General features: G+C 42.2%; 16 protein-coding genes. 10 read left to right on the top strand and 6 right to left on the bottom strand.

What is annotated here, in order from left to right; all coding sequences use genetic code 11:
* Nucleotides 1-4: 4 nt before the first annotated feature.
* The 6 genes from AQ505_RS01825 (at nucleotide 5) to AQ505_RS01850 (ending at nucleotide 5,432) form a co-directional block, all read left to right on the top strand.
* The gene (locus AQ505_RS01825; protein ID WP_062546608.1) at nucleotides 5-337 is read left to right on the top strand and encodes an L-rhamnose mutarotase; all 333 of its coding nucleotides are present in this window, start codon (nucleotides 5-7) and stop codon (nucleotides 335-337) included.
* A gap of 6 nt (nucleotides 338-343) precedes the next feature.
* Nucleotides 344-2,002 (top strand): UxaA family hydrolase, encoded by a 1,659-nt coding sequence (locus AQ505_RS01830; protein ID WP_062546609.1) that lies wholly within the window; start codon nucleotides 344-346, stop codon nucleotides 2,000-2,002.
* Nucleotides 2,003-2,058: 56 nt separating this feature from the next.
* Nucleotides 2,059-2,823, top strand: coding sequence for an SDR family NAD(P)-dependent oxidoreductase (locus tag AQ505_RS01835; RefSeq protein WP_062546610.1), 765 nt, complete (start codon nucleotides 2,059-2,061; stop codon nucleotides 2,821-2,823).
* A 119-nt stretch (nucleotides 2,824-2,942) separates the two neighbouring features.
* Nucleotides 2,943-3,800 carry a fumarylacetoacetate hydrolase family protein gene (locus tag AQ505_RS01840; protein ID WP_062546611.1) on the top strand — a complete coding sequence of 286 codons (858 nt, stop codon included), beginning with the start codon at nucleotides 2,943-2,945 and terminating at the stop codon, nucleotides 3,798-3,800.
* Nucleotides 3,787-4,617 (top strand): amidohydrolase family protein, encoded by an 831-nt coding sequence (locus AQ505_RS01845; protein ID WP_062546612.1) that lies wholly within the window; start codon nucleotides 3,787-3,789, stop codon nucleotides 4,615-4,617. The genes AQ505_RS01840 and AQ505_RS01845 overlap by 14 nt, the downstream gene beginning before the upstream one ends.
* A 26-nt stretch (nucleotides 4,618-4,643) precedes the next feature.
* The gene (locus AQ505_RS01850; RefSeq protein WP_062546613.1) at nucleotides 4,644-5,432 is read left to right on the top strand and encodes an SDR family oxidoreductase; all 789 of its coding nucleotides are present in this window, start codon (nucleotides 4,644-4,646) and stop codon (nucleotides 5,430-5,432) included.
* Between the two features lie 414 nt (nucleotides 5,433-5,846).
* On the opposite strand, the gene AQ505_RS01865 is transcribed toward AQ505_RS01850, so the two are convergent.
* Nucleotides 5,847-7,628: an aminopeptidase P family protein gene (locus AQ505_RS01865; protein WP_062546616.1), complete on the bottom strand. Its 1,782-nt coding sequence runs from the start codon at nucleotides 7,626-7,628 to the stop codon at nucleotides 5,847-5,849.
* A gap of 74 nt (nucleotides 7,629-7,702) precedes the next feature.
* Between AQ505_RS01865 and AQ505_RS01870 the strand changes: the two genes are divergently transcribed.
* From AQ505_RS01870 to AQ505_RS01885, 4 genes are all read left to right on the top strand, one after another.
* Entirely contained in the window at nucleotides 7,703-8,587 is an 885-nt protein-coding gene (locus AQ505_RS01870; protein ID WP_062546617.1) for a helix-turn-helix domain-containing protein, read from the top strand.
* Between the two features lie 132 nt (nucleotides 8,588-8,719).
* Nucleotides 8,720-10,021, top strand: a complete 1,302-nt coding sequence (locus AQ505_RS01875; RefSeq protein WP_062546618.1) for a TolC family protein — start codon at nucleotides 8,720-8,722, stop codon at nucleotides 10,019-10,021.
* Nucleotides 10,022-10,038: 17 nt separating this feature from the next.
* Entirely contained in the window at nucleotides 10,039-11,088 is a 1,050-nt protein-coding gene (locus AQ505_RS01880) for an HlyD family secretion protein (protein ID WP_062546619.1), read from the top strand.
* A gap of 1 nt (nucleotide 11,089) precedes the next feature.
* Nucleotides 11,090-12,736, top strand: coding sequence for a hypothetical protein (locus tag AQ505_RS01885; RefSeq protein WP_062546620.1), 1,647 nt, complete (start codon nucleotides 11,090-11,092; stop codon nucleotides 12,734-12,736).
* A gap of 380 nt (nucleotides 12,737-13,116) precedes the next feature.
* Here AQ505_RS01885 and AQ505_RS01890 read toward each other — a convergent pair whose 3' ends face one another.
* The 5 genes from AQ505_RS01890 to AQ505_RS01910 all read right to left on the bottom strand — a co-directional run bounded on the left by AQ505_RS01890 (nucleotide 13,117) and on the right by AQ505_RS01910 (nucleotide 17,574).
* Nucleotides 13,117-14,055 carry a methionyl-tRNA formyltransferase gene (locus tag AQ505_RS01890; protein ID WP_062546621.1) on the bottom strand — a complete coding sequence of 313 codons (939 nt, stop codon included), beginning with the start codon at nucleotides 14,053-14,055 and terminating at the stop codon, nucleotides 13,117-13,119.
* 393 nt (nucleotides 14,056-14,448) lie between these two features.
* Nucleotides 14,449-14,991 carry an adenylyl-sulfate kinase gene (gene cysC, locus AQ505_RS01895; RefSeq protein WP_197286276.1) on the bottom strand — a complete coding sequence of 181 codons (543 nt, stop codon included), beginning with the start codon at nucleotides 14,989-14,991 and terminating at the stop codon, nucleotides 14,449-14,451.
* 1 nt (nucleotide 14,992) lies between these two features.
* Nucleotides 14,993-15,943, bottom strand: a complete 951-nt coding sequence (locus tag AQ505_RS01900; RefSeq protein WP_062546622.1) for a phytanoyl-CoA dioxygenase family protein — start codon at nucleotides 15,941-15,943, stop codon at nucleotides 14,993-14,995.
* A complete protein-coding gene (locus AQ505_RS01905) occupies nucleotides 15,930-16,898 on the bottom strand; it encodes a hypothetical protein (RefSeq protein ID WP_157262167.1) in 969 nt (322 codons plus the stop codon). The genes AQ505_RS01900 and AQ505_RS01905 overlap by 14 nt, the downstream gene beginning before the upstream one ends.
* On the bottom strand, nucleotides 16,879-17,574 hold the full coding sequence (locus tag AQ505_RS01910; protein ID WP_062546624.1) for an aspartyl/asparaginyl beta-hydroxylase domain-containing protein: 696 nt from the start codon (nucleotides 17,572-17,574) through the stop codon (nucleotides 16,879-16,881). Before AQ505_RS01910 ends, AQ505_RS01905 begins: the two co-directional genes overlap by 20 nt.
* Between the last annotated feature and the right edge of the window lie 76 nt (nucleotides 17,575-17,650).

A 17,650-nucleotide genomic window follows, 5' to 3' on the forward strand; every position in this document is an offset into this window, starting at 1 on the left:
TTTTATGAGTAAAAAGTATTATTTAACGCTGGATTTAAAAGCGGACGATCAATTGATCGCAGAATATGAAGCAATGCATAAGGCGGTATGGCCCGAAATCATAGAAAGCATCACCTCGTCCGGGATACAGAATATGGAGATCTATAGGGTAGGAAACCGCCTGTTTATGATCATGGAGGTGAGCGATGACTTTAGCTTTGAGCAAAAAGCAGCCATGGATGCCAGCAATGAAAAAGTGCAGGAGTGGGAAACCCTCATGTGGAAATATCAACAGGCCTTACCGGGCGCCAAACCCGGAGAGAAATGGATGATGATGGATAGAATATTTCAATTATAAAGGCCAATGTCAGCAAGCAATAACAACAGTTTTTTACAAATCCATCCGGATGATAATGTGCTGGTAGCCTTACAGGATTTACCAAAAGGGCAGGTCATCGAATGGAACAATTCGCAGATTATCTTACAGGATGATATCCGCGCAAAACATAAATTCTTTATCCAGGACATGAAAGTGGACGATGAAGTATTGATGTATGGCGTATTAGTAGGAAAAGCAACCAGCCCAATTTTAAAAGGTGGACTCATGACTACAGATAATATCCACCACGCTTCTCAGGATTATAGCTTCAGAGACATCAATTACCAATGGCAAAAACCCGACGTTTCCAGGTTTGCCAAACGCACATTCAATGGATATCACCGTAAAGATGGTAGAGTGGGGACCGCCAATTACTGGCTGTTCATCCCTACCGTTTTCTGTGAAAATAGAAACCTGGATGTAATTAAAGAGTCTTTATACCATACTTTAGGCTACGCGGTAACAGATAAATACAGGTCTTTTACAGATCAGTTGCTAACAGCCTTCAAGGAAGGTGCCGCTTTGGAATCTTTCCAGCTGGACCATATCGCCGCTGCAGAACCTGTGAAAAACAGGGTGTTTAAAAATGTAGATGGGATCAAATTTCTAAATCATCAAGGTGGTTGTGGTGGCACAAGACAAGATTCTGCTTTATTGAGCAATCTGCTGGCTGCGTATGCAGACCATCCAAATGTGGCGGGAATTACCGTATTGAGCTTGGGTTGCCAGCATTTGCAAACACAGGACTTATTAAATGATGTCAAAAAGAGAAACCCAGAATTCGATAAAGACATCCTGATCTTTGAACAGCAGCAAAGTCAGAGTGAAGAACAATTGATCAAAGAAGCAATTCTCAAAACATTTGTCGGGCTGACAGAAATCAATAAAATAGAACGTGCACCAGCACCTTTAAGTGCCTTGTGTGTAGGCGTGAAATGTGGAGGTAGTGATGGTTTCAGCGGGATTTCGGCAAATCCTTCCGTAGGTTATACCTCAGATTTATTAGTCGCGCTGGGTGCTAAAGTCCTGCTGGCAGAATTCCCGGAATTGTGCGGTGCAGAACAGAACATTATCGACAGGTGTGTGGACAAAGCAACCGCTGATAAGTTTATTCGCCTGATGCAGGAATATGATGCCCAGGCACATGCCGTAGGTTCCGGTTTCCACATGAACCCTTCCCCAGGAAATATTAAAGATGGCCTGATTACCGACGCGATTAAAAGCACAGGAGCAGCCAAAAAAGCAGGTACCTCGCCAGTAGTGGATGTGCTGGACTATACAGAGCCGGTTACCAAACCTGGACTAAGTCTCGTATGTACGCCTGGAAATGATGTGGAAGCAACGACCGGAAAAGCAGCAAGTGGCGCTACACTGATTTTGTTTACCACCGGTTTAGGAACGCCAACAGGAAATCCGGTATGTCCCGTGATCAAAATCGCGACAAATACAGCCTTGGCTACCAGAATGGGGGATATCATCGATATTGATACCGGTGCGATCATCCGCGGAGAAAAAACAATCGAAGAAATGGGTGTGGAAATCCTGGAATACTGTATCAAAGCAGCAAGTGGTGAAATCACTCCGAAAGCAGTATTACTAAATCAGGATGACTTTATTCCTTGGAAAAGAGGAGTTTCACTCTAAAAGACAATTAGAACGCTCATGATCAATAAATAGAGTTTTCATTATTTTATCATATTATGTTTAGTTTAAAAGGAAAATCAGCAATTATAACAGGTGGAGGCAGTGGAATAGGAAAAGCTATTTCCATGCTCTTTGCTAAACAAGGGGCAAATGTCCATATCATTGAATTAAATGCAGCAGCAGCGGAACAAGCGGTAGCCGAAATTCAGGCCGCAGGTGGTACTGCTGATGCCTATGGCTGCGATGTGAGCAATCAGGAAGCAGTAGTAGAAGTCTTTCAAAAGATCGGTGCGATTGATATCTTAGTGAATAACGCTGGTATCGCACATATTGGGAAAGCAGATACGACTTCTGAAGAAGATTTCACTAAAGTATTCAACGTAAATGTAAAAGGTGCGTACAACTGTTTATATGCAGGAATCCCCGCATTAAAGAACAGCAGCTCTGCAGTAATTCTAAATATGGCCTCTATTGCTGCTGTAGTAGGGATTACAGACCGTTTTGCCTACTCTATGAGTAAAGGTGCCATCTTCGCAATGACGCTTTCTGTAGCGCGCGATTATATGGCAGAGGGCATCCGCTGCAACAGCATTTCACCGGCAAGGGTACATACGCCTTTCGTAGATGGCTTTATCGCTAAAAATTACGCCGGAAAAGAAGCAGAGATTTTTGAGAAGTTATCGAAAAGTCAGCCGGTAGGCCGTATGGGAAAACCAGAAGAAGTAGCTTCATTAGCACTTTACCTGTGCTCGGAAGAAGCAGGATTTATCACCGGTAATGATTATCCACTAGATGGTGGTTTCATTAAATTGAATAATTAAAAAAACACATCGTATTTTAGGAATGCGAATTAATCCATACCAGAAGATATCAAAAATATAATCGGTAGGGATTGAATGAGATATACAATTGAATACACACAATATTTAGCTAACTAACAATGAAATTAATCAGATGGGGAGTTGCCGATCAGGAAAAGACCGGTGTAATTATAAACGATATTTGGTATGATACTTCTGCTTTCGGAGCAGATTATAACGAACTGTTTTTTCAAAACGACGGCCTGACAAAACTAGCCGCTTTTGTAAAAGAAAATGAAGGTAAACTACCTGTCGTTCCTGCAGATACCCGCCTGGGATCTCCTGTAGCACGCCCTTCAAAAATTGTATGTATCGGTTTAAACTACGCAGATCATGCGAAAGAAACCAATGCACCAATGCCGCCTGAGCCAGTGATTTTTATGAAATCAACTACGGCATTAACAGGTCCTAACGACAATATCATCATCCCTAAAAACTCTGTAAAGACGGATTGGGAAGTGGAATTGGCAGTCGTGATCAGCAAAAAAGCATCTTACGTTGAGGAAGCTGATGCCCTAGATTATGTAGCAGGTTATGTGCTGCACAATGACGTGTCAGAGCGTGAGTTCCAGATCGAAAGAAATGGTACCTGGGATAAAGGAAAAGGCTGTGATACTTTCGCACCATTAGGCCCATTCCTTGCCACTCCCGACGAGATCGCTGATGTCAATAACCTTCGCCTGTGGCTGACCGTAAACGGTGAGAAAATGCAGGACGGAAATACGTCTAATTTTATTTTTAACATCCCTTTCGTGATTTCTTATGTGAGTCAGTTTATGACTTTACTGCCTGGGGATGTGATTTCTACAGGTACGCCTGCAGGTGTTGGCTTAGGCTTTAAACCTCCGGTATACCTAAAAGCGGGTGATGTTGTGGAGCTTGGTATTGACGGCCTTGGTACTTCAAAACAGCTGCTGGTAGACTATGTTAAAAATTGATTCACACCAGCATTTTTGGAATTATGATGAGGTGAGAGACAGCTGGATCAGGGACGATATGGACGTGCTTCGGGATGATTTCCTACCGCAGCACCTGAAGTCTATCCTGGAGCATTACAGCTTCGATGGATGTGTAGTGGTGCAGTCTGATCAAAGTCCGGCAGAAAATGATTTTCAGTTGAAACATGCCGCAGCACATCCCTTTATTAAAGGGGTAGTCGGATGGGTAGATCTTCAAGCAGCAGATATCGATGCTCAATTGAAAAAATTGAGTAAAAATGAAAAGTTAAAAGGGTTCAGGCACATCCTTCAGGGAGAGCCTGATCCTGCCCTAATGCTGAAACCGGAATTTGTCAATGGAATCAGTAAACTTAGTGCCTACGGCTTTACTTACGATATACTTATTTTTCCCCATCAGCTGAAATATGCAACAGAACTAGCCAGAAAGTTTCCAGATCAACGATTCGTATTAAACCACCTCGCCAAACCAAATATCAAAGATGGCCTGATCGAAGAATGGAAACAAGACATCATCGAACTCGCAAAACAAGAAAATGTGAACTGCAAGGTGTCAGGAATGGTCACAGAAGCCGATTGGAAAAAATGGAAAGTCAAAGACTTTACGCCCTATCTGGAGGTAATATTCGAAGCTTTTGGCCCCAAAAGAGTCATGTATGGCTCTGATTGGCCAGTATGCCTGTTAGCCGCAGACTATGGAAGGGTGCTCAGTCTGATAGAGAACTATACCGAAAAACTCCCGCAAGAAGCTCAGGAAGACTTCTGGGGAAACAATGCAAAGCGCTTTTATAACCTATAATAGTATAACCTAAATTAAGCAATCAAATGGATTTGCAATTAAAAGATAAGGTAGTCATCGTAACCGGTGGAGCCAAAGGTATCGGCGAAGCAATTGTCAGAGTGCTGGCAAATGAAGGAGCGATACCCGTAATCGTTGGAAGAAATGCAGCCGATAATCAGAGGCTGGCAGATGATATTGCTGCTGAGGGGGGAAAGGTGTTTCAGTTGGTCGCCGAATTAACCAATCCCTCAGACAGTGAAAAGGCGATTCAAACCGTGCTGGAAAAGTATGGTAGAATTGACGGTCTAGTCAATAATGCAGGAGTAAATGATGGCGTCGGACTGGAAAGCGGAAACTATGAAAGCTTCGTTGAAAGTCTGCATAAAAATGTAATTCATTACTACCTGATGGCTCATCATGCCTTACCAGCATTGAAGAAATCCAAAGGCGCAATTGTCAATATCGGCTCTAAAGTGGCGGATACCGGACAAGGTGGGACCTCTGCTTATGCTGCTTCAAATGGGGGTAGAAACGCGTTAACCAGAGAATGGGCAGTGGAATTATTGCCGTATGGGATCAGAGTAAATTCGGTGATCGTTGCGGAATGTTACACGCCGCTTTATCAGACATGGATCAATTCAATCCCGAACTCGGAAGAGAAACTGGCAGATATTAAAGCGAAAATCCCTTTTGAGAACAGAATGACTACGGCGGAAGAGATTGCGAATTCGACGGTGTTCTTGTTGTCTGGGGCCTCAAGTCATACGACTGGTCAACTGGTTTACGTCGACGGTGGTTATGTGCATTTGGATCGTTCTATTAGCCCAATTTAAAAAAGAAAGTCCTTTTCCTCCTCAAATGTTTTGAAGGAAACATTTGAATGTCGTCTAAGCACATTTCTTTTTTATATCAATCGCCCACAGATAGTAAGCGTCCAATATGGTGGGGGTTTGAAAAGGGAAGAAAGAGGCAAAGGGAAGAAAGGGGCAAAGAGAAGAAAGAGGCAAAGAGAAGAGAATTTTTCAATTCTTAACAAGAAACATAAAAGTATAAAGTTGGAAGGGAAAATCACCCTTCCTTTTTTTTGCATTTAAAAAGAAAAACGGGCTTTGTAGGAAAAGACATAGGAAGTTTTGCCCTTTTTCAGGGTAAAAGATTCCAGGCGCTTCCTATAAAGCTCGTTTTTCTATTCAGTTTTTCAACTGACCACTGGCTTTTCGAAACAAGACAGGGAAAACCTCAACTGCTTACTTGTAAATCGGCTTAGTATAAGCTTTCAGCCATTTCGCTTCATCAGCATCCAGCATCGGACTCAATCTTTCAAATACCATTGCGTTATAGCTGTTTAGCCAGTCAATTTGTCCTTGTTCCAACAGTTCCGTTTTCACGATTTCGGTACTGATAGGGGCAATTGTTAAAGACTCAAATGCGTAGAATTCATTAAATTCATTAGTTACATCTGTAATGGTATTGACTAGGTTTTCGATTCTTACACCATGTTTGCCCGGACGGTATACGCCTGGCTCAATAGAGGTAATCATGCCTAATTCAATTGCTACAGGTGTTGCAGTAGGGTTAAAAACCTGCGGACCTTCATGAACATTCAGGAAATACCCTACACCATGACCAGTTCCATGACCGTAGTTGATGGCATAATCCCATAATGGTTTGCGGGTAATGGCATCGATCTGGTAACCGCAGGTTCCTTTAGGGAAACGGCTTTTACAACCATCGATCATACCTTTTAATACCAAGGTATAGTCTGTTTTTTCTTCTCCGGTATTGTTGCCCATCGGGATGGTACGCGTGATGTCGGTAGTTCCGTAATTGTATTGACCACCTGAATCTACCAGGAATAATCCATGTGCGTTTACTGCTACATCGCTTTCTTCAGTAGGGCCATAATGAGGTAAGGCACCATGAGCGGCATAAGCACTGATCGTATTGAAACTATCGCCAACAAAACCTTCCTGAGCTTCTCTGAATTTACGAAGTTCCGCTGCGGCAGAAAGTTCAGTAATCTTGATCTTTCCGATGTTTTCTGATAACCATTTTAAGAATCGGGTAATGGCTACACCGTCTTTGGTCATCGCGATGCGGGTATTGGCCAGTTCTGTTGCGTTTTTTACTGCTTTTAGACTGGTTGAAGGATTGGTGTCTTTAATGACTTTTACTGAGGCTGGTAATTGCTTGGCAAAAGCGAAACAATTGCGCTTAGGATCAATAAAAATGCTGGTATTTTCAGGGATTGCCGCTAGTGCTGCTTCCACTGCTTCATAAGGTTTTACCTGTACGCCGCTTGCTGCTAAAGCTGCTTTTTCTGCCTCGCTTAATTTTTCAGGATTGATGAAAATAGTCGCCTCTTCTTGTCCAATTAAAGCAAAGCTCAATACAACAGGGTTATAGCTGACGTCATTGCCACGGATGTTAAATAGCCAGGCCATGTCATCTAAAGATGAAATCAAATGATAATTTGCCGTTTTATTGCTCAGTTCAGTTCTTACTGCAGTAAGTTTTGAAGCCACGGATTGTCCAATGTGTTTTTCATCAATCAGGTAAGCTTTCTCAGCAGGTAGGGCCGGTCTATTTTCCCAGATGGGACTTAAATAGTCTTTATCGGTTAATGTAAGGCCCTTGAAAGAGAATTGCTGGGTTAGCAAATCTCCAAGAAGGATGGAAACCAGTTTTTCATTACTAGCTACAATAGCACCTTTTTCAAGTTTGCTGCCTAACCATTGAATGTATTCTGGAGCATGCTGTATCTTTTGTTTTACCAATTCAAAACCACTGTTTTGCAATTGTTCTGCTGCTTGTTCAAAATAACGGAAATCGGTCCATAAACCAGCAAAATCATGGGTAATAACCAATGTTCCAGCTGATCCGGTGAATCCGGAAGCAAAAGGGATGCATTTATAATGATCTGGTAAGTATTCACTGATGTGAGGATCTGCGGATGGAATGATATAGGCCTGTACATTGTCGGCTTTCATTTGAGAACGTATCGCGCTTAATTTTTCCTGATATGTCATGGTTTAGCTTTTTTATATCTATCGAGTAAAGGCAAATCTATGGATTTTAATTATAGTTGTTATTTTTACCTGAAATGAAGAAGTCTGCAGCTTATCATCAGGGATTAAGTATGAAGGAGGAAGAAATTCCACTGATGTTAAAGGTATTCACTGAGGAGGACTTCGCCAGTCGAATTGTGGTCGGAGAGGTTTATAAAGCAAGTTATTTTGCCATTCTTATCATTAAGAAAGGCAGTATGTTTGTGAAACATAACCTCCGGGAATATCTGGTGAAAGAAAACTCCTTGTTTTTCATTATGCCTTCCACCATATATGAATTTTCTGAGATCAGTGCCGATTTTTCCATAGTAGGCAGTGTTTTTTCTGTAGATTACATGAGCCAGACAGGAATCATTCTGAATACCTCCAGTGTGGTGGAGGTGATGACCGGTGCTTATCAGCCCTATTATGCGATCAATATGGAAGAACGGGATTTACTATTAAACCTCCAGGAGATCCTCAAAAAAGCATTGGCGGAGGAAACTACCATTGCTTTCCTCCCGGAGATAAAAAAGCACAGCTTCCTTTCTTTATTTTACCACGCGGCCTCCATCTATGCCCGATATAATGTTTCTCATAGGGTGAAATTGAACAGAAGGGAAGAGCTGACGATTGGCTTTTTAAGGCTGCTGGCGAAACATTATAAAGAGGAGAGAAGCGTAAAGTATTATGCCGACCGCCTATTTGTAACACCAAAACACCTCACACAAATGCTGAAAGAAGGCACCGGGCGTACTACCGGATCTTTCATTGACCGCGCTGTGATTGTGGGCGCCAAAGTATTACTCCGAGACCCTACTTTAAACATTGCACAGGTGGCACAGGAACTGAATTTCGCAGATCAGTTTACCTTTGCAAAATACTTTAAAAAACATACAGGAATCACCCCTTCACAGTTCCGTGCAGAACATTCCGCTTAGTGGATTTATTGTTATTATTGCTGTTTGTTCTGCACTATTATACGCCATCCTGACATATTTCCCTGCTATACGGACATAGGGTAGCATTCCTGCTATGCCGACCTTTGGAAGGTGAAAAATATGATAATTTTTATGAGTGCTGTGCTTACAGTATTCAGTGCTCAAATTGCCTCAGCACAGGATACACTTTATCAAAAGATAAGTATCCCGGAGCTGTTTAAAATGGCGGAGACCAACAACCAGCAGTTAAAGATTTCCAGAATAGGGATGACCGCTGCCGGGCAGCGCCTAGATGTGGTCAAAACGCAAAGAAATCCAGTGCTAACCGCAGCAGCAACCGCTGCTTATATCGGAGATGTGACGGTTTTTAACAGTGATTTCTCTGGAAAAACAACGGTTCCTATGCCTCATTTCGGTAACTCTTTTGCTTTACAGGCCAGTCAGACGGTCTTTAAAGGCGGTGGCATTAATAACAATATCGCCATAGCAGGATTACAAGAACAATTGGCCGGATTGGCTTATGAAAAAAATAGCCTGGACGTAAAGATCCTACTCGCTGGCAACTATTTCGACTTGTTCAAGATGTATAACCAACGTGGCGTATATCAGGAAAACATCAGACTTGCTCAATTGAGACTTTTTAATATCAATAAGATGTATAAAAGTGGGATGGTGACCAAAAATGATGTCATCAGAAATGAGCTCCTCATCACCAATTTAGGTACAGCAGTACAGCAGCTCAACAACAACATTGATATATTGAGTCAGCAGCTGAGCATCGCTTTGGGCTTATCAGATCAGACTTATATCCTGCCTGATACGACTGTTTTAAATAATAAGCCGAATGCAAGTGGCCTTCAGGAGTATTTGGATCTCGCTTATCAGCAGTACCCGGAATTGCGTTCTGCTGAATTGAGCAACCGCATTGCAGAGCGAAATGTGGCTTTGGCAAAAGCAGAGCGCTTACCCAGTATAAATTTGAATGCTGGGAATTCAATGGTCAGGCCATTAACCACTTCCATGCCTGCAAGGGATAGGTACAGCAATGGATGGCAGGCGGGTGTGGGCGTGTCCTTCAATATTTCTTCGCTATACAATGCGCCAAAGCATATCAGCCTTGCTAAAACACAGCAATCTCAGCAATTGGCGATGGCAGAGCAGTTGAGACAAAACACGGAGATCTCTGTTAAAGCAGCCTTTATCAAGCATAGAGAAGCGAAACAGCTGATGCAATCGGCAGAGAAAAGTCTGCAGCTAGCCACAGAAAACTTTAGAATTGTAGAAAAGAAATACCTGAATCAGATGGCTTTATTAACAGACCTGATGGATGCCACAAACGTAAGGTTAGAGGCAGAGCTGCAGCAGAAAAATGCGGAAATCAGCATCATCTACACCTATTATCAATTACAAAAAACAACTGGAAGCTTAAATTAATTCTCATTTATCAGCACATGTCACATCAAAAGAAATCATTACAAAAAAAACATTTCAGCATCATTAATGCCCTGCTTATCCTCATGGTTAGCGGCGGACTGATCTGGGCCGGCGTTATTTATTTCAAATTTGACAAGTCGGAATATACAAACGATGCACAGATCGAAGAATTCATTACGCCCATCAACACAAGGGTGGCTGGATACATCAAAAAGATCTATTTCATAGAACACCAGTCCGTAAAAAAAGGGGATACTTTGGTAGTCATAGATGATAGAGAATTGAACATTGCATTGGCACAGGCCGAGGCTGCCTATATGAATGCACAGGCGGCGAGAAATGTGACTTCTTCAGGGGTAAATACGGTGAAAAACAATGTGGCAGTCTCCGAATCTAATATTGCAGCAACCGGTGCAAGATTGCTCAACGCAGAGAAAAACTATAAACGTTATGCTGCTTTATTGAAAGATGAAGTGGTGACGCAGCAGCAATATGAGCAGGTGCAAACAGAATATGATGCCTTAAAAGCGCAATACCAAGCCTTAAAACATCAAAAAGGAACAACGGAATTGTCGGCAGTAGAAGCAGGTTCCAGAATCGGTGTCAATGAAGCGGAGCTGAAACGTAGCAAAGCAGCCTTAGACATGGCAAAGCTCAACCTTTCCTATACTGTAATCACAGCTCCGTATGACGGGGTGGTGGCGAGAAGAACTTTGCAGGAAGGTCAGCTGATCCAGGCCGGACAATCACTGCTTTCTTTTGTGAGTGGAGAACTGAAATGGGTGGTTGCCAATTACCGGGAAAAGCAGCTGAATGGCATCCAGGTTGGACAAGATGTTTTGGTGAAAGTAGATGCTTTAGGCAGTAAAACTTACAAGGCAAAAATCACTGCAATCTCTCAGGCTACTGGCGCAAAGTTATCAACAATTCCTGTGGATAACTCTACTGGCAACTTTGTTAAAGTGCAGCAGCGCATACCGATACGAATTGAATTCAGTGTGGATAACAAGCCGGAAGATCTAAAGTTATTAAGAGCCGGTATGAATGTGGAAGTAGAATCTATCTAATATGCAGACCTACAAATTAGGATTATTTCATGATTGGGTGCCCAAACCGCTGCAGCTGTTGCTGATCATTTTATTGACCATCCCGATCCTCGGAATCAGCGGTGTGTACAGTACAAATATCGGAGATATGCTGGCTAGTCAGGGGATGCTGACGGAAGACTTGATGATGGCCAGTTACGCCTCCGCAATTGGAATGGCACTCGTTTTTCCACTGGCCTTGCGTACAAAACAGTTTTTTAGATCCAGACATATTTTAATCGTTTCCCTCAGCAGTCTGATTTTACTAAGCTATATCTGCGCAACAACAGATCATGCCTGGGTATTAATCGGCGCAAACACGGTGATGGGTATGATTAAGGCCTTTGCCATGATGGAAGTCATCCTGCCCATCATGTTTATCATCAGCCCAACCGGCGACAGGCCGAAGTTTTATTCCGTATTTTATCCGCTGTCGATTGCACTAGCGCAAGTAGCGAGTTATTATGCCACCAAACTATCATTTGAATACAGCTGGCATGCGGTTTATTACTATACCATCGCGATTTTGCTGTTCTGCTTATTGCTGGTACTGATCTTTGGACACCATTACAGAGGATCTAAAAAAGTCCCTTTTTACCAGGTAGATTGGCTAAGTTTTGTCTTGATCCTCAGTGCGATGATGATGCTCAATTATGTGCTTTCCTATGGAAGAATCCTCGATTGGTGGAACAATCAAAGTATTAAATTTACGCTATTTGGCTCCCTCTTGCTGACCATCTGGTTTATCCAGCGTCAAATGATACTAAAAAGACCATTTCTGAGTCTGGAGGTTTTCAAAAGAAAAAGTGTGTGGATGTCCCTGGTATTTATATTTCTTATGGGGATTTTCTTGGCCAGTACTGGGATACAAAGTACTTTCACTACTGGTGTGTTAAAATATAGCGCGTTGAGCAATGCAGAAATCAACCTGATGATGGCATTAGGAGCTGTTGCCGGTGGTTTTTTCTGCTTTGCATGGTTCAAAATAAAATGGAGCCTTAAAGGCCTGGTCATTTGCGGGTTTACTGCTTTTATCCTTTACCACCTGATCCTGTTTTTTCTTTTTAGTCCGGTGATTGAAATACATGACCTGGCTTTTCCACTGTTTTTAAAAGGATTAGGGCTGACAATTATATACATTTCCATTGGCGTGTATTGCGCAGATAAATTATCGCTGACAGCGCTTTTGGCTGCGGTTTCCGTATTGATTCTTTTCAGATCATTTATCGGTCCTGCTTTCTGGAGTTCCGTGTATTCTTATGAGCTGTATGCCGGTCAGCTGAAACATACCGCTTTCCTGGTACAGCACATGGATGCGAATGATCCTTTGCTCACAGGGCGATTAAGTCCGCTGGTTCAAGGGGCAATGTCGCAAGGGAAAAGTTCGGAACTGGCACAGTCGCTCGCGGTTTCCAGTGTTTGGGGTACGGTACAGCTGCAGGCAACTATGGCGGCAGCAAAAGAGATCTTTGGGTGGATTGTGATCGCTGGTGGATTTGTGTTGCTATTGGTGATCTCTTACCGTTTTGAACCCGTTAATTTCCGGAAATTAGTGAACATAAGAAGGAGGTTTCGCGGCCAGGAAATACTCAAAAGAGAAGAAGAGATGTTAACAGCAATCGCTCCATAGTTAAGGTGGTGTTTAATCAACGTATAGTTGTTAACATTTTATGTGGATAACGATGAGAACAACCTTGTTAATTGCCAGTGTATTAAAGTATTATAAGTTTGTGGTTCTGTTGATAACAAAGTTAGATAAGTTACCCACTTTTTATGTGGATAACCATGTGAATAATATGTTAAGTATCAATTTTTAAGTTAATTAGATGTTTAAATAAGCTGTGGATAAACTGGGTTTATTCCTGGAGAACTTGGGTTCAGCTACATTGATGAATATCTTTAAGAAGCTCAGACTTAGACAAAATGAGCACAAAAAAAGGCCTGGAATTTCAGATCATAACAGAGATCCAAAATACCAGGCCTTTTATTGGTTTTAAGCTGCTGTTGGAATTATTTTAAAGTAATGAACTGATCACCGACTTTCAGGCCGATTGCACACATTTTCTTTCCACTAAAAATACCTTCCATAGTGCCTACAACATTCAGTAGTAGCAATGATTTGTCGGAAGTTAATATCATCGGACCGTGTTCTGGCTCAATGTGAAAAACTGTTCCTGCTGCTGCAGTTCCTGGATCAAACTCCCCGGTAACGGATGTCACTTCAAAAATTCTTACTTGTTGTCCGCCGATATAGGTGATTGCACCTTGGTACAATGGGTTGGAAGCATTTACAATGTTTTCAATTTCTATAGCTGTATGCGTATCCCAGTCGATGGTCAAGTCTTTTACTTCCGGGATACCGAAAGCGCTTTCTATATCTTCATCACCAACATACAGGTATTGTTCTGCTTTGATCCTTTCCAGGATTTGGGGCATACTTTCACCAAGGAAAGCGGTTAAACGAGCTTTAGCAAGGCCATAATTTTCTCCTGGGTACAATTGTAATTCTTGTCTGAATACCATCGGACCGCTGTCTACATTGCTCGTCATTCTATGTACAGTTAATCCCGTTTCCTTCTCGCCATTTCTCAATTGCCAGAACAATGGAGCCGATCCTTTATAAGAAGGAAGCTTACTGAAATGCACATTGAAAAATCCTTTCTCTGTTGATTTTAACAAGTGTTCCGGAATAATCCATGGGAAAGTCAATACAAGAACTGCTTCAACCTTTAATTCTTGTATCCATGAGGCTACTTTGCCACCTTGTTCAAGGTCAGATTTAGCAATTTTTAACACAGGAATTCCTCTGCTTTCTGCATAAGCAATCGTGCCTAACAGCTCATAGTTTAGTTCTTCAGGAACAACAAGTCCTGCAACATCGCAATGTTCGTGAATGCTTAAAGCGGTATTTAAGTATAAAGCGCTATTTGTAAAAATTAAGGTTTTCATAAAAGAGATTTTGAAGGAGGTATCCCTGATCTCAAAAAATCAGGATTTTAAATACACTCTATAGCAATTAAAATTATATATGTTCTTGTTAAATGTTCCGCAATTAAATATAATTTTTTGGAATAAACAGGTTTTATTGCATGTTTATTCAGTGCTTAAAAAAATTCTTTCTATCAACATATAAGGAGTGATTCTTAATAAATAATAACCATCCTAAAGATGAGCATTCACAAAATGTACGGGATTTAAAATATAGCAGGTTTGAACGATCTCTTCTAAATCATGGCCATAATAAATACTGGCAATAACAAAAAAAGCATGGTCACCATAGTAAGGTTTGAATATGGTCGGTTAAAAAAAAGAGGATAGGCTAGGACAAGGCCTAGAAGGATTTCAATGCCTCTTTTTTTTCAATTCTTTCCCCTCCAAATATCTATTTAAACATTCCACACTTTCTTCAAGGCTGAACACATCCGTTTCTATGACCAGTTCTGCCTGTTCTGGAACCTCAAACGCATCATTTACCCCGGTCAGGTTATAAATCTTATCCGGGTGTCCATCCGGTAACTGCGCTTTAAAGTACAGCCCTTTCGTATCCCTTTCTCTCAATGTCGACAAGCCACATTTAATCCATACCAATTCCATCTCTTCTTTTGAAAACACCAGTTTTCTTCCTTCTTCAAATGGGTTGATGATGGAGAGCAGCACCAGGTCATACTCCGCGCTAATGCGCCTCGCTTCTTCCTTAATTCTGCGTACATTTTCCAATCTGTCGGCCTTACTAAAACCCAGGTCTTTACACAGCGATTGCCTATAATCGTCGCCATCCATTACCATCACCTTCCGACCGTTCTTCCGCCATTTTTCTGCCAGTGTATTTGCCAATGTTGTTTTTCCGGCACCGGAGAGCCCGCAAAACTGAAGGAGGATGCCCATTTTACAACTTATTATAGCTGATATACTGTACGAATCTAGGGAGCTCAGAAAGGTTTGCGCTTGCTGCATGCGGACAAGTATTACGCCACAGGATCAGGTCACCTTTACCACCTGGCACCGGTACTGATTTTTCGGTAATCCGGAGAAACTCTTGTGCTCTATCCAGGCTGGAAAAATCCTTGATCCATTCCTCGAAGCGCAGGTGAAATCCTGGAACAACTTGCAGTGGCCCACGATTTTCAGGAACCTCATTGAGATAAATTAGTCCTTGAATATGAAATTCTATGGGCTGGTCGATATTCAAATCCCAGTGCAATTTTGTTTGCGGCGGAGCCCATACTTCATTTTGCGGCGGATTGTAACCCAATTTTTCCGGGATGGCCACCAGTTGATTGCTCTGGTAAAGTTCCGCGAAAATCTGTTTGATTGCTGGAGAATGTCTTACGGCCTCAATATCTTCATTTTGATACATCTGCAGCATGATTCCTTGCCAGTCTGGGTGTGCAATGTACCAGGTTTCCGGGTAATCCATGTGCAGGTTCAGGTGTCTGCAAATTCGTTGTTTCAGCTTGTCGCAATGCGCTGCTTCGAGTACCTGAGGAATCCTCAGGTAGCCGTTTTCCTCCCAGAAGGTAAGTTGTGCTGCTGTTAATACCTTCGGATAATCTTCAGCTGGGCGATCAGCGTTCTTATTTTCCTGCCATTGCTGAAAATCCTGACTGGCGCGTTTTAAGAAATCAGCGCCTTTCAATGCTGTTGCCCATTCGATAAAATGATCATAATCCCGGCAATCCCGGTATATGAAGGCATAAGTTTCAAACTTACCAAGGCCATAAATATTCATCCAGATCTCTTCAGTACGCTGATATGCTGCATCACGGGGAATACCTTTTCCTTTTTTTATTAACTCATGGTTTTCGTAAAATTGGCTGCTGAAACTACAATCTCTCATTTGTTTTTTTTAATTGTTGATAGGCCTCCATACAGTCTGCATAATGGTATTTAGCTTCCGGTATGCGGTCTTTCTGGAAGGCTGTTGTGGTTGATTTACTATGGTATTTTAGGCGATTATTGAGCTGTTCCCGATCTTTAATCTGAATATTAGCGAAGCTTGAAAACTGATCAATCATTTCGGGGATGCCATCTCCATAATCGGCGAAAGCATTTTTCGGATGCTGCAGCTGTTGAATCAGATACGCCTGTTCATAAAACCCTTTTAAAACATCGGCTGTAAATTGTCTGAAATCGCCGCCATAATCTTTCTGCTGATCAATGTTCAGCAGCTGTCTGCTGACCATTCCGGGAACGGTATGTATCCCTGGCTGTTTCCCATGAGAGGCCAGTACCTCATCTGGTCTGCGCAGTAAAAAGAAAAATGGCGTGTCAGGATACCAGCTGCGTAAGGTATCATAAAAATGCAGGTGCCAGCTGTCGAGTTTAATGATCAAGCTCTGCTCGGTTCCATTTCTACGCTGACCTAATAAGTTGAGGGCGGCCATAAACCAATGTTTTCTTTCCGAGTCAGTTATTGGTGCTTTTTCAGAAGCTCTTAGCAACTCATCCAGCAATGGAGCTTCTGCGATGATGATATTTTCGGCTTCCTCTCCAAAGGCTTGACTCAGTAGGGTAGATCCGCAGCGTGAAACATGAAACACAAAAGCACTTGGTGTAACATGTGGAATTTCTGCTGCTGCTTCTAACAGGAAATCAGGAGAACTGACACTGGGCAATCGGTTTTTTTCCCTCCTTTTAAAGCGGGAGATTGAAATGGTTTCATCAAAGAAAGGTTCCTTCATCTGGCGATCTTCCAGATCCATCCAATGCAGCATCCATTCTTCTTCTTCAGAACGAAACAGCTGATAGGGTACCCAATTTGTTAAAAGTGAATCAGGCCTCATGCGCTCCATTATTTCTTAGTTTGTGGATCACACTTCTTGCGGTATCGGTATCGAGGCGTTCCAGTTCGGCGATGATCATCAGTTTAGTCGCTTCATCATAAGAAGGGCCTTTAGGAACATCCTGGATGCGGAAACCATGATCTCTGAACAGGTCATCTGTCCAGGTATTCCTAATCCCATCCATAATCAGGTGAACCCTTGTTTCCTTCCCTTCATTAACGATGCTGTGCGTCTCATTAAAGTCCAGGTACCAGCATTCCCCTGCTTTCAATTGCAGACGCTGGTCATTGATCATAAAATGAACCCCAGGGTTGGTCACTACAGGAATATGAATCCTGAAACTCCCTTCCATATAGCTGCAGCCTGGATCTTTATGCGGTTTAATAATGCTTCCAGGGGCGAGGGCCAGCAATCGGATGGATTCCTTTTCACAGCGCCAGGAATTCACAATGCTGTTAATGTAAGGCGATGCCTGCAGTAACGGAGTATCTAAATAACTGCCGGCATGGGCATAGATATCCTGACTATTGCCGGAAGCCGAACGGAGTGAAATACTTCTCCAGTCTCCATTAAAATCGTTGGTGTTGAAATGCATTGGCCATTCCTGTTCCAGACAATAATTCAATTCCTGCTGGAGCTGCAGATGGTCATAGTGAATGTTAAATTTGAGATGTGTTAATGGCATAACTTCAAATATTAATGGACACAAAACAGGAGATTAAAAAATCTCCTGTTTTCATGCGTTTAAATGTACGTTAATT

Source organism: Pedobacter sp. PACM 27299 (genome assembly GCF_001412655.1).
Lineage (GTDB): Bacteria > Bacteroidota > Bacteroidia > Sphingobacteriales > Sphingobacteriaceae > Pedobacter.